Raw genomic sequence first — 11941 nt, forward strand, 5'->3', positions numbered from 1 at the left:
GCTTCAGCCGGCGCCGTCTTCGCAATGCGCGGCGATCCGCGATGCCAGCTCTTGCACGCTGCGCCGCAGCTCCTTCGGCTCCTTAATGCGGATGTCCGTCCCGAACGTAAGCAGGTACGTCGGAAGATGCTTGTTCATCGTCGGCCAATCAAGCAGAAAACGCGCATCCCGGTCGGTGCGCTCGGTCAAGTAATGACGCAAATGCCAGTGGCCGCACACCGCGTTCAGCGCGTCGGGCGCTCCCTCGATGCGGATGACCGTGAGCGGCCCGTCCGCATCCCGCGCCCGCTCGGACTGGTCGCGGAAGTAGCCGGATGCGGAAAAGCGCTCCGGCTTTTCAAACGTTGCTTCGGTCGGCTCCAGCTTCTCGATGCGGTCTACGCGAAACGTCCGCGTCTCCCGCGACCGATGGCAATACCCGACGGCGTACCATTCGCCCCGGTCGTAGGCCAGACCGTACGGATCGACTTCGCGTTCGTCGACCTGCTCCGCATTCGCTTTGCGATAGGCGATTCGGACCGTACGCCCGGCCTCCGCCGCCTGCTCCAGATCCCTCAGCGACACGACGACCGAAGGCGGCCGCGCCGGGGCGATCACGTCCAAGCCGTTCGTCCGGATCGACAGCTCATGAAGCTGATCCGCCTGCAGCCCGTTCTCCACCTTCTTCAGCGCGCTCTCCAGCTCCTCCGCGTACGGATAGCCGGCGCCCTGCGCGAATTTGTACGCATCCACGAGCGCCTTCAGCTCCAGGGCATTGAAGAACAAAGGCGTCTCCTTGAAGCTGTCCAAAATGCGGATGCCGCCGTCATGGCCCGACTCCGCCACGACCGGCACGCCGCTGGCGCCCAATGCGTCGATATACCGGTACACGGTGCGGATGCTGATCTCCAGCTGGTCCGCGATCTGCGCGGCGGTGAGCTTCCTGCCGTCCCGCAGCATCCAGAGCATGGACAGCATGTTATCCCATTTGGCCATTCGGGCGTCGCTTCCTTCCTTGAACGATTATTTGCCAGGGCGCGTCGTGAACTGCTTCCGCCCGGCGTCCCAGCGCCAAGTCAGTTCGTCGTGCAGATGCAGGCCGCCGTACAACTCGTCCAGTCCCTTTGCCTGCACATCCTTCACGCCTGCTGCGATATCCCTCCCCCAAGTCCGTCAAAGAGACGACGTTGTCGCGATCGCCAGGCAAGGCACTCGGATTCCGTATCTCCAACAATGCATGGGGCCGGTCTGCCATCCTTCTAAGCCGATACCAGAATTCCAGATCGCCCATCCCCAATAGACTTAAGCGATCCCCGGCTTCTTTAAAAAGCTCGCGCGGCGTGTCCGTCCCGTTCCGGACAAGCTCCAGGACCGTCTGCTCAACGCTTCCGAGTCCGTTCAACGTCGAGGGCAGGCGGGATAGATGCATTTCCAGCGCCGCCTGGGCGAAGGGCAGCGCCGATGTGTCCTCCTGAAGGAGGGCAGCATGCTGCCCGATATCCGAAGAGGCGTACGCTTCCCAAATCCGCCTACCCGTCTCGAGCTCCCGATCCCCGATCCTCCGCCACGTGCCCGCCAGCGATTCCAGCTGCTCCACTGTCAGCTGCCCCAAGCCGCGGAACCGTTCAATGCCCGGATACGCGCCGATGCACAGCAGATTCAGCGTCGTGTGCCCAAGCTCCTGCTGCGAAAACCAATGCAGCAAATATCCGAGCATCAGCTGGTCGAATAGATCATGCTCGAACCATAACACGACTTCATCGTACTGGCGGAAGTTCCGCAGGCACTGCTCCTGCGACTTGCAGGCTTCCGCATATTCGTCGGCCGGGATGCCCAAGGTTTTTTCCAAGTAGGTCGCTCTGGCCGTTCTGGCATGAGGTTCGTCCATTTTTACGACCGTCGGTCCTACGGGGTATACCTCTCTCCAGACCAGGATATCTCCGCGGATATTCCCTTTCCGCAGCTTGTCGCCGACGCTGTCGCCGTTTACGATGTGGAGCATCGCGCACCTCCTCTAGCAGCTGTAGCTGCCAGGTTCTATCAAAATAGTAACAGAAATGGGGTGTATATGTGAAAAGGTTGCCTCCTCCTTATTTCTTGCCCTTCGACAGCATGAATGCGGGGATGACCGCCAGCACGGTGAAGCCGAAGGACCACCAGAAGGCCGACTGATAAGCATGGGCGATGGCGCTTATGCCCGAGACTTCCGCGCTTCTGAGCTGCCGATCGATGACGGTCGCCAGAATCGCCGAGCCGAAGGCGCCCCCGATCGTCTGGAAGATCCGCGTGGAGATGCTCGCGTGCGGAATCTGCTCCTTGCTCAGTCCCGCGTAGGCGGACACCATGATCGGGATAAAAATGCCGTTCAATGCGGCTCCGCGTACGAACTGCGCGACACCGAGCAGGACATGATTCGTATCCGCTCCGGAGAGCGCGAATGGGATCGTGCCCATCGCCGTCGCCGCCAGGCTGAGCAGCACGATATTGCGCGAGCCCATCCGGTCCGCCAGTCCCCCGATCCAGCTCCGCGTCGCCAGCATCCCGAGCCCTTGCGGGATGAGCAGCAGCCCGGTCTCCAGTACGCCCTCTCCTCGCACCTGCTGGTAATATAGCGGCAGCAGCAGCATCGCCCCGTTCATCACCATCCCCGTCAAGAACAGGGTCACGTTCGAAGCGAGAAAATGGCGGGAACGGAACAGCCGCAAATCGAGAAGCGGCGATTGTCTCATACGCAGCGCGTAGACGACGTAAGCCGCCGTCAGGACGATCCCTCCCGCCAGCGGAAGCGAGGCTTTCAGATGGCTCAATCCACCCTGCGTGCTGGCTTCGGATATGCCGTAGATAAGGGCGGCAAAGGCTGGAGACAATAGCAGGAGCCCGGCGATATCGAGCTTCGGCTTGTCGCGCGCCGGCTCGTCGGCCGGAATATGGCGCCAGCTTAGCCAGATCGCGACGAGCATGATCGGGATGTTCACGTAAAAGATCCAGCGCCAATCGAGGTTTTGGATGAGGAGACCGCCGACGACGGGACCGAGGATCGGGCCGATCAACGCGGGAATGCTGATGATCGCGATGAGCCTGCCGAGATTGCGGCCGCCTGACGATTGTACGAGCACGTTTTGCATCGTCGGAATGAGCAGCCCCGCGCCGACGCCTTGCAGCAGCCGGAAGCCGATCAGGCTGCCGGTATTCCATGCCAACGAACACAAGACGGATGAGACCAGGAAAATGAAAAGCGAGAACAAATATACCTTTTTCCCGCCGAAGCGCTGGATCGCCCATCCCGAGGTCGGCACCGCCAACCCCATCGTGAGCACATATCCCGTCACGACCCACTGAATCGCGGACACCGTGCTGTGCAGGTCGGATGCCAGCTTGTCGATGGCCACGTTGATCATCGTCGAGTCCAGCTGGGACGCAACGGCGCCGAAGACGAGGATCAGCGCGATCCTCAGTACGCCGGCGTCTATTTTTTCTTTTGGCGGTTTGGCCGTTCTCGCCTCTGTTTGCGCGCTTTCCATTTTGACTGTCACCTCTTTTTCATTTAGAGTACGGTACGTACCGTACCTTATATGAACAAGATATGCTACTGCGGCGAGAAATGCAATATAATAATGAAAAGAATGCTTATTTCTTATATAAAAGACCGTTGAGAGGATCGAGCGATGGCTGAATCGAAAAAGGAGCAGGCTCCGAACAATGGCGCCGGGACGCGCCGGCGGGGCGACGTGCTGGAAAACGCGATTCTGCAGGCGGCCTGGGACGAGCTGGAGACGACCGGCTATAACCGCCTGACGATGGAAGCCGTGGCCGTGCGGGCCCAGACGAACAAGACGGCGGTCTACCGAAGATGGCCGAACAAAGCGCAGCTCATCATCGCCGCCCTTATCAAGTTCGCGCCCAAGCCTTCCCTGGAAGCCGCGGACATGGGCGATCTGCGGACGGACGTGCTCACCTTCCTGCAAGGGATCTTCAAGCCGCTGCAAGCAATCGGCGCCGAGACTATTCATGGCCTCATGAGCGAATATCCCGGCAAGGAGCACCCGATGTCCAAGCCCCTGCCGCCAAGGTCCGAGGACGCGCTGTTCGCCGCCATGAAAGCGATCGTCGGCAACGCGGAGAAGCGCGGCGAGCTGCAGCCGGATCGGCTGCCGGAGCGCGTCATCTCGCTCCCGGTCGATCTGCTGCGGTACGAGATGCTGACCACCCATGGCTCGGTCTCCGAAGATATTGTCGTTCAGATCGTGGACGAGCTGTTCCTGCCGCTGGTCAAGGCGGTCGCGCAAGCCGAATAAAGAAGTGACGAGGCCCGTCCGCATCGATTGCAGACAGGCTTTTTTTTATACTTGTTTTGGCGGAAAGGAAGGATATGGATCGGTTTTAGTCGAATGCATCCTAAACATTCAACCCATGGGAGGAGGCAATCGTGAACGCAAGCGGCATTGCTCGCCGATCGCCGTCAGGAAGTGCGCCGGCGAATCTAACTCTCGCTTCGGAGGTGTCGAACGCGCCCATGTCGAAAAGCTTGCCCAAACGCGGCGCCGCAGGTCCGGCGCGCGCGAACGAGGCCGCCTGTACACAGGCCCCCATGTCCCCGGCCCGCCCTGTCGGTCCCCGGCCTGCCGCTCAACTGCTGGCCGCCCAGCGGCAGCTTGGCAATCAAGCCGCCCTGCAAATGCTTCAAGCGGCCGGGGCATCCCGCCCTGTCTCAAGCGGCGGACCAGTCATGCAGATGCTCCGCGTGCCGACGCAAAGCCAGTCGCTCAAAGGTCTCCTTGGCGAACAATACGGCGTGCAAATCGAAGCGCTGCAGGGAGAAGGAAGAAGTACCTCAAAGCTGGACGCCATTCTGGAAAAAAGAAAAAACCTGTCCGCCGAAAAGGCTCAACAAGCTAGCCAAACGACCGTGGATGCGCCGACCCCATCGGTCAGCGTAGCAGATCAGCAGGCAGAGACGGAAATCAAGGAGACCAAACAGGAGGAGGAGGAGGCGCCGGCAAACGACAGGCCGACGGAGAAATACACGACGGTCGGACTGGAGTTCGAATTCGCGCAATTCGAGGCGGGACAGCTGCTGCAAGGCGTCTCTCACCTTGAGGTCGCCAAGTCTTCGAGCGCGCTCCCTTATTCGAAGGAGCACTTCCTGATCGAGACGGATGCCGACCGGGCGCTGGAGCTGGTTACGCCTCCTTTTCTCGTCAATACGATCTCGGACGACGTCAACGTGCCTGACCCGGCCCAGGTCAAGCATGTGAGCGACATCATCGATCAAGAGCTCAAAAAAGCCAAAAAGGCCGAAACCGTAGGGAAAATGATGGACGCCTTGGAGAAATCGGGACTCGCGTTCGACAGGAAAAATCTCGACAAGGAAATCGAGATCGAGCCTGGCCATCTGTCGACGGAGATGCCGCTTAACCAGTACGAGAAGCTGAAGAAAAACAAGTGGAAAGCGACGCTGAAAGAGATCCTGGACATGCCTATGGCCAAGAGCTTTAAAAAGGGCAACGGCAAGCCCCAGATCAATATCGCGACCGACGCGCTGACGGTACACGAGATGAGAGCCGATGCGGACGCCGGACAAACAGAATCGACGGACCATTTTAAAATCGCCATGGACACGCATAAAACGGAGATTGAAAGCGTCGTTCGCCCCGCAGTCTCAAAGCTATTGGGAAAAAAGGAGCCCCAGCCGGAAAAATCGTCAGCATCCGGCGGCAAGAAGTCCAAGCATCCGCTGTCGAAGATCGAAGCGCCTGCCGCCGAGTACGAACACGCCTCGTCCAAACAGGCGGAAGCCTATGTCGCGATGATCGTCGATTCGATCGCGTACAAGATTCTGGAGCCCAGCCTTATGCGCATGCGAGAAATTCAAGAAGAACTGTATACGTCCGATCGGCTGCCGATCGAGAAAAGCAATGTCGACAAGAACAGCACGCTCGGCGAACTGATGCCGGAGACGGGCAGCGAACTAAATGAAGTGTCCGGCATTACGAGCTACGTCAAGGATCTGTCCGCGCTATGGCTCAAGGACAACATTGCCAACGTCACGATGGGCATTTTTAATTCGGACCCCGGCATCGTCGCGAAGCTGGGCGGTCTGTTCATGAACGAAGGATTTATCGGCGAGCTGCTCAAAGTGACGACCGCGCAGTCGCTTAGCGGCAAGGAACAACGCAAACAGGCAGCCGGGCAGAAAAACAAAAACATTGGACTTGGACAAAAAAATGGCCGCCTTGTTCCAAAAGAATAAAGAGGCGATGGCCGCTTCCATGCCGGACGTGCTAAAGAAGTATGGCCTCAGCCTGCAACAGCTGGCGGTGTCGAACGGATCCGCCGAAGGCGAACGAACGTTTTACGAGCCGAAAACGGACAAGCACCTGTACGAGAACGATGAAGATCTGCTCGGCATCCGCCACGACACGCTCATTCCTGCGGACAAGGTGCAGGGACCGGCGCGCGACGGCCAGATTTTTCATGTCGCGGAGCTGCGGCGGGACGGGCTCGAGCAGCTTGAGCGTGCCCGCGACAAGCGCAATACGTAATATCGCAGACGTAAATAGACAGGAACGAGAGGCGGTCCGATCGGACCGCCTTTGCTTTCATTCTTGTTCAGTAGGCCAGTAGCGACGGCGCGCGCTAAGCGCCGTATCGGAGTAATTCTTTTCATCGCTTGCATATTGGCTCGAACTGCTGTAGTATAAGAAATCTGTTCAGCGTTCATGATTAACATGCTACGTTATACTATCGCGGGGTGGAGCAGCCCGGTAGCTCGTCGGGCTCATAACCCGAAGGCCGCAGGTTCAAATCCTGCCCCCGCAACCAACTTAACTTCCCCACTCGGCACATAGATGAAATGCCCCTCGACCACTAAAGTGGGTCAGGGGCATTTTTGTTATTTGAACAACACTTTATCTACGTTGTACTTGGCCTTATATTCGTTGATAATGTACGTCTCGTAAATTTCTCTATGGACGGCATCCTCGACCAAACAAACTTCGATTTTAGCCACTTCGTTCCGCTTGTCTTTGATGACCGACGCGGTATCTTCGAAATGCTTCTTGATTCGGGGTCTCAGCTTCCGCGCCTTGCCGACGAACAGGAGCTCGTCCTTGTCGTTATAGAACATAAAGATTCCCGCTTTATCCCTTGGGATCAGAATAAAATCCGTAAAGCCGTAAATATGGCTAAGCTCGGGGGCTTCCTGCTTGTGAATCGTGACATCCGGCGTAGGTACCGTTATTTGTATCATGAACATTCACTCTCTCTTATGCGCCATTTATTTTGCGTTTTGAGTCTAGGTTACATTCTATCCATTCTATCTATTCTATCTATTCTGATCAAACTCGTCCACCACGTGATGGGTTCGGATTCGGGCTATACGGGCGATATCGGCATAGCTACCGGGAGCATGAGCCAAGCTTTGGTGCCGGCCAGCTTGGACTTCTGTCTCGCAAACTTGAACTTCTCCTCCAGCTCTTTCGGCACTTCCATCCCCTCGGAGAGCTTGAAGCCGACGGCCCGCTTCTTGGGATCGTCAACCGTGTACATCACGTTGAGCGACAAGCCGTCTTCATACAAGACGTAAGTGAACAGAATATTTTCCACCTGAAAACGCGACGTTTCAAGCGGTTTGGCGGCAAACGCAATGCCCCGTTCTTCCTTCAAAATGCGGTTCACGTATTCGAGGCTCTCCTGGCTCTCGCTAGCCGGCACGACCGTGAAGGCGTGCTCGTACTTGTTCATGAAGTACCGGGCTTCGTTCGCGCGCAATCCCGCGAGCGCTTCCGCGACAGGCGAAGACTCCAAACCGACCGTGGACACATTTTTAAAATCGACGACGCAAGACATGAAGTCCCCTCCATTTTTATCCTTTTATTTTGAACAAGAAAGATCTGCTTTATGCTGTGATTTCCGTGTGTCGTGTCAATCTAAAGTTCGAGGCTCGCCAGATTCAGCGTGCCGCGGAGTTGCTGCGGGAAGAATCGTGCTGGCTGTTTTTTTAAATTGGTCTATAGCGGTAAGAGTAAGCGAGCACGAAAAATGAATGGGGGGGCGACAGTGATTACTCTCTATCTGCTCCAGCATAGCTATAGCGCGGGATGTGAAGAAGACACTAAAATAATCGGGATATACTCGTCTGTCGAGAAAGCCGAGGCGGTAATTCAACGGTATAAGCAGCTTCCTGGATTCATGGATTATCCAGGCGATTTTTATATTGATCCTTACTGCGTGGATGAAGATCAATGGATAGAAGGTTTTGTCTAAAAGTAAATATCGTTGCGAAGGAGGTGGTTGATTGGATCGCAGCCACGACAAGAGATTCTTCTACGTCGAGAGCGAGGTTATCAAGCATTTTGTATTAGGCTTTGTCGCCTCTCTCATTAGCAGCGCCGTATTGGCCATGGTGGAAGGGAAAGCGGTTGTCCTTTATTTTATTGTCTATTGGCTTTACACGTTTCCATCAATACTCGTCTTAGGCTGCGTTATTTCGTACCTGATCGAGAGATGGATCGTTGTAAAGTCCCGGATCGCCAACAAATGCTTGGCGTACCTGTTCAAGTTCGTTTTATATTTGATCGGCGGCTTCGTTTTTATCACCTTATACTGGGTTCTCGCCTTAGGAACCCTACCTTCCTTTCGTCCGTGGAATGCATTTATCTCCACTTATGCCTATGGATTTATAGGCGCCCTCCTGTACCTTCATCTCTATCTCTTATACGAGGGCGCCATGCGATTCTACTTTTCAATCAAACGACCGTCTTCTAAATAAAGCACGCGGTCGCACAGCGGAAGTACGCGTTCGTCGTGCGTCACCAGGACCGCGCTTTTGCCGCGCTCTCTCGCTTCCTCGGCGAGCATGCGGACGACATCCATGCCCCTGGACGCATCCAGGCTTGCCGTCGGCTCGTCGGCCAGCAGCACGGCCGGGTCGTTCATCAGGGCTCTGGCGATCGCGACGCGTTGACGCTCGCCCCCCGACAGCTTGTCTGGGTAAGCATTCCTGCGATGGTCCAAGCCCAGCCCGCGCAGCAGCTCCCCCCGTGCGCTCGGCCGCCTTCGCCTTGTCCATCCCGCCAAGCTTCGCGACGAGCATCAACTGCTCCCGTACCTTCAAGTAGGGTATCAAATTCGCGCTTTGAAAAATAAACCCCAGCTTGCGAAGCCGGATGTCGGACAACGCCTGCTTGTCTTTGCCGGCGATCGATTCACCGTCGAGCAGGACTTCGCCGCTCGTCGGCTCCAGCAGGGCGCCCGCGATTGATAGGAACGTGCTCTTCCCGGAGCCGGACGGCCCCATGACCGCGACGAGCTCCCCTTCCGCCACCTGCAGGTTCAGCGCGTCCAGTATCGTACGATGATTGCCGCCATCCTCGAAGGCATGCGTAATATTTCTCAAGACGAGTCTGTATCTCATGCCGCCGCCCTCCCGATCGCATCCAACGCGTCGATTCGGGCGACCTTCCATACCGATAGCAAAGAGCCGGCCAGAGACATCAAGATAAAGGCACCGCATGTAAGCGCCAGCGTCGATAGATTCAGCTGGAACGGCATCCCGTCCGGCAGAATCGCCTCCATCGCCCGGACAAGGAGCGCGCTGACGATCAAGCTGGCCGTCGACAAGAGCAGCACCTGCAGCGCGACGCTTCGCGCAAGGTAGGCGGTACGCGTGCCGATGGCTTTGAGAATCCCGAATTGACTGCTCTTCTGGATGGTGACGACATAGAAGAACACCGCCAGGACAAATGAAGCGATGACGAACAAAAAAGACGATCATCATCCAGAGCGAGCCCTGCTCTTCTTTATAGCCCGGGATCGCCGACACCGCATCCGATTTGGCGACGATCTCGGCGGCCGGCAGCGCCGCGGCAAGCTTAATCGCCTGCGCTTTGCTCGCTTTGACCGCAATCGCGCTGTAGGTCGTATCGCCCGCCGCACCCGTCGCCTTCGGCCCCGCTGCCGGCACGCGCTGAAGCTGCGCCCATTGCTCCGCGCCGAGGAATACCGCCGGCGAATGGCTGAAGGACTCCTGGCTGACGAACCCGCCGACCGTCCATTTCAAGCCCGAAGCTTGATCGACGATGACCGTGCCGAGGCCGATCCCGGCGTCTTTCAGCTTGCGATCCACGAGTACGCCGCCCGGCGCTTGCGGCGAGATCGCCACTCCCTCGGCCACCGCGGGCATCAGCCAGCTATTCGCCCGCATGCCGAGCAGCGTCACGTCCAGCTTCCGGGCGGTTCCATCGGCCGTCACGGTCGTCATCTTAACGCCTAGCGGTTCGACGTTCTCCTCCCCTACGATCGAGCCCGCCTGATTCAACAGCGACTCCCCGACTTCCGAGCGGGTGAACCGGTGATTCGAACCCTTTTCCATCACAAAATGCGTAGCATCCATATTCTGAATCGACGCCGCGTTGTCATAAGCAAGCCCCCGCGCAAGCCCGGTGACGAACAGGACCAGAAAGGCGACCAACAGGATGATCGCGGCGATGAGCGAATAACGGACTTTGGCAAACCTCATTTCCCGAATCGCCAGATACATGCGCTTCCCTCCTCTGATGAACCCAGTTTAGGAAGCGAATATAAACGGCGCATAAATAACAAATTACAATTGCGGCAGCGTGACCGTGAAGCGGGTGCCGACGCCTAAAGCGCTGTCGACCTCGATCGATCCTCCGTGCAGCTGCACGATTTTTTTCACGATGGCCAGCCCCAAGCCCGTCCGGCCCGAAGCGCGTTCCCGCGCGCGGTCGATCCGATAGAACCGGTCGAACAGAAAGGGCAGATGCTCCGCCGCGATGCCTTCCCCGGTATCCGCGATCACGATGCGCGTGAACGACTGCGTCTGCTCCGCGCGGACTTCGATCGCCCGGCCAGGCGGTATATGGTTCGCCGCGTTCCCCAGCAGATTGGTCCATACCTGCATCAGCAGCACCTCGTCGCCGTCGATCGCGATCGAATCCGGCACGGACAGCTTGAGCAGCAGCTCCTTCTCTTCCAACTGCCACTGCAGCATCTCCGCGGCTTGGCGGACATGACTGCTCAAGGTAAAACGCTTCTTGTTCAGCGCATCCTCCCCTTGGTCGAGCGTGGACAGCAGCAGCAGCTGCTTGCTAAGCATGGACAGGTGGCGGCTCTCGGCTTCGACGATGGCGGCGTATTGCTCGCGCTCTTCCTTCGGCAGATCGTGCTGCGCCAATACTTTGGCAAATCCCTGTATGGCAGCGAGCGGCGATTGGATCTCGTGCGACACGTTCGATACGAACTGCTGGCGCGCCTGGTCGACCCGCTCCAGCTCTCCGGTCATCGTCATAAAATGCTCGGCCAGCTGGCCGATCTCATCGCGCCTGCCGGTGGCCAAGCGAAGATTGTAGTGGCCTTGCGCGAGGCGCTTGGTCGCTTCGGTCAGCCTCGTGATCGGCTTGACGATATAGCGGGTGCTGATCAGGAAGAATAAAATGCTGATGAGAATCGTCAGCAGTCCGACCAGGGCGAAGAAGGTCCGCAGCTCGCCGAACTGCAGCAGCACATCCGGCCGCATGAACAGCGCGTATCGCTTCGCGGACGATTGGACGGGCACGCCCACCGTGTTGCTCAGACGATTGTCGAAGAAGCCCGAGATGAACGGCTTGTTCGGGAACTGCGCCACGCCATGGTAGACGCCGCCGCCAAGAACAAGGTCGATATCCCGCTTGTCCAGGTCCTCGACGCGGAAGCTTCTCCCGTAGAAAAGCGATTCCCCCCTGCCCGTCCGTCACGTAGATCTCGTACCCCAGGTCCGCCGCATGACGAAGATAACGCTCCATGCCGGCCGGCTCCGCCTCGATGAACCCTTTCATTTGTTCGGCGATGGAGACGAGCTTCTTGTCGTTAAAGGGCTTGAGCTTGATATGGTAATAATAGTTTGAAGCGAGAAAGCCGAGTACGCTGCTGGCCAGGATCACCGCTAACGTGATCAGAAACA

General features: G+C 57.7%; 11 protein-coding genes, 1 tRNA gene and 1 pseudogene. 6 read left to right on the forward strand and 7 right to left on the reverse strand.

Annotated elements, in window-relative coordinates; translation table 11 throughout:
- Window positions 1-3 precede the first annotated feature (3 nt).
- The 3 genes from OMP38_RS32650 to OMP38_RS32660 all read right to left on the reverse strand — a co-directional run bounded on the left by OMP38_RS32650 (window position 4) and on the right by OMP38_RS32660 (window position 3500).
- On the reverse strand, window positions 4-975 hold the full coding sequence (locus OMP38_RS32650) for a helix-turn-helix transcriptional regulator (protein ID WP_277568760.1): 972 nt from the start codon (window positions 973-975) through the stop codon (window positions 4-6).
- Window positions 959-1981 (reverse strand): DUF1835 domain-containing protein, encoded by a 1023-nt coding sequence (locus OMP38_RS32655; RefSeq protein WP_277568761.1) that lies wholly within the window; start codon window positions 1979-1981, stop codon window positions 959-961. Before OMP38_RS32655 ends, OMP38_RS32650 begins: the two co-directional genes overlap by 17 nt.
- A gap of 88 nt (window positions 1982-2069) precedes the next feature.
- Window positions 2070-3500, reverse strand: coding sequence for an MDR family MFS transporter (locus tag OMP38_RS32660; protein WP_277568762.1), 1431 nt, complete (start codon window positions 3498-3500; stop codon window positions 2070-2072).
- 144 nt (window positions 3501-3644) lie between these two features.
- Between OMP38_RS32660 and OMP38_RS32665 the strand changes: the two genes are divergently transcribed.
- The 4 genes from OMP38_RS32665 to OMP38_RS32680 all read left to right on the forward strand — a co-directional run bounded on the left by OMP38_RS32665 (window position 3645) and on the right by OMP38_RS32680 (window position 6801).
- Window positions 3645-4274 carry a TetR/AcrR family transcriptional regulator gene (locus OMP38_RS32665; RefSeq protein WP_277568763.1) on the forward strand — a complete coding sequence of 210 codons (630 nt, stop codon included), beginning with the start codon at window positions 3645-3647 and terminating at the stop codon, window positions 4272-4274.
- A gap of 218 nt (window positions 4275-4492) precedes the next feature.
- The gene (locus tag OMP38_RS32670; protein ID WP_277568764.1) at window positions 4493-6229 is read left to right on the forward strand and encodes a hypothetical protein; all 1737 of its coding nucleotides are present in this window, start codon (window positions 4493-4495) and stop codon (window positions 6227-6229) included.
- A gap of 7 nt (window positions 6230-6236) precedes the next feature.
- Complete coding sequence (locus tag OMP38_RS32675) at window positions 6237-6521, forward strand: hypothetical protein (protein WP_277568765.1); 285 nt, start codon at window positions 6237-6239, stop codon at window positions 6519-6521.
- Window positions 6522-6724: 203 nt separating this feature from the next.
- Window positions 6725-6801, forward strand: a tRNA-Met gene (locus tag OMP38_RS32680).
- A 70-nt stretch (window positions 6802-6871) separates the two neighbouring features.
- Here the strand turns inward: OMP38_RS32680 and OMP38_RS32685 are convergent.
- Window positions 6872-7228, reverse strand: coding sequence for a nucleotide excision repair endonuclease (locus OMP38_RS32685; protein ID WP_277568766.1), 357 nt, complete (start codon window positions 7226-7228; stop codon window positions 6872-6874).
- Between the two features lie 125 nt (window positions 7229-7353).
- Window positions 7354-7827, reverse strand: a complete 474-nt coding sequence (locus OMP38_RS32690) for a phage tail protein (protein WP_277568767.1) — start codon at window positions 7825-7827, stop codon at window positions 7354-7356.
- 192 nt (window positions 7828-8019) lie between these two features.
- Between OMP38_RS32690 and OMP38_RS36505 the strand changes: the two genes are divergently transcribed.
- Both OMP38_RS36505 and OMP38_RS32695 read left to right on the forward strand, forming a co-directional pair.
- Entirely contained in the window at window positions 8020-8244 is a 225-nt protein-coding gene (locus OMP38_RS36505) for a DUF7336 domain-containing protein (protein ID WP_420869790.1), read from the forward strand.
- 31 nt (window positions 8245-8275) lie between these two features.
- Window positions 8276-8749, forward strand: coding sequence for a hypothetical protein (locus OMP38_RS32695; protein ID WP_277568768.1), 474 nt, complete (start codon window positions 8276-8278; stop codon window positions 8747-8749).
- Here OMP38_RS32695 and OMP38_RS32700 read toward each other — a convergent pair.
- Together OMP38_RS32700 and OMP38_RS32705 are read right to left on the reverse strand one after the other, a co-directional pair.
- Window positions 8716-9394, reverse strand: a pseudogene (locus OMP38_RS32700) (ABC transporter ATP-binding protein). The gene OMP38_RS32695 and the pseudogene OMP38_RS32700 overlap by 34 nt on opposite strands.
- Window positions 9395-10582: 1188 nt before the next feature.
- Window positions 10583-11518 (reverse strand): sensor histidine kinase, encoded by a 936-nt coding sequence (locus OMP38_RS32705; RefSeq protein ID WP_420869806.1) that lies wholly within the window; start codon window positions 11516-11518, stop codon window positions 10583-10585.
- Window positions 11519-11941 lie beyond the last annotated feature (423 nt).

The organism is Cohnella ginsengisoli (assembly GCF_029525555.1).
GTDB lineage: Bacteria > Bacillota > Bacilli > Paenibacillales > Paenibacillaceae > Cohnella > Cohnella ginsengisoli.

Excerpts from the sequence above, each read along its gene's own strand:
- OMP38_RS32705 (WP_420869806.1), bottom strand. The coding sequence starts at position 11,518 with ATGCGGCCGGATGTGCTGCTGCAGTTCGGCGAGCTGCGGACCTTCTTC.
- OMP38_RS32655 (WP_277568761.1), bottom strand. The coding sequence starts at position 1,981 with ATGCTCCACATCGTAAACGGCGACAGCGTCGGCGACAAGCTGCGGAAA.
- OMP38_RS36505 (WP_420869790.1), top strand. The coding sequence starts at position 8,020 with ATGAATGGGGGGGCGACAGTGATTACTCTCTATCTGCTCCAGCATAGC.
- OMP38_RS32670 (WP_277568764.1), top strand. The coding sequence starts at position 4,493 with ATGTCGAAAAGCTTGCCCAAACGCGGCGCCGCAGGTCCGGCGCGCGCG.
- OMP38_RS32650 (WP_277568760.1), bottom strand. The coding sequence starts at position 975 with ATGGCCAAATGGGATAACATGCTGTCCATGCTCTGGATGCTGCGGGAC.
- OMP38_RS32660 (WP_277568762.1), bottom strand. The coding sequence starts at position 3,500 with ATGGAAAGCGCGCAAACAGAGGCGAGAACGGCCAAACCGCCAAAAGAA.
- OMP38_RS32690 (WP_277568767.1), bottom strand. The coding sequence starts at position 7,827 with ATGTCTTGCGTCGTCGATTTTAAAAATGTGTCCACGGTCGGTTTGGAG.
- OMP38_RS32685 (WP_277568766.1), bottom strand. The coding sequence starts at position 7,228 with ATGATACAAATAACGGTACCTACGCCGGATGTCACGATTCACAAGCAG.
- OMP38_RS32675 (WP_277568765.1), top strand. The coding sequence starts at position 6,237 with ATGGCCGCTTCCATGCCGGACGTGCTAAAGAAGTATGGCCTCAGCCTG.
- OMP38_RS32665 (WP_277568763.1), top strand. The coding sequence starts at position 3,645 with ATGGCTGAATCGAAAAAGGAGCAGGCTCCGAACAATGGCGCCGGGACG.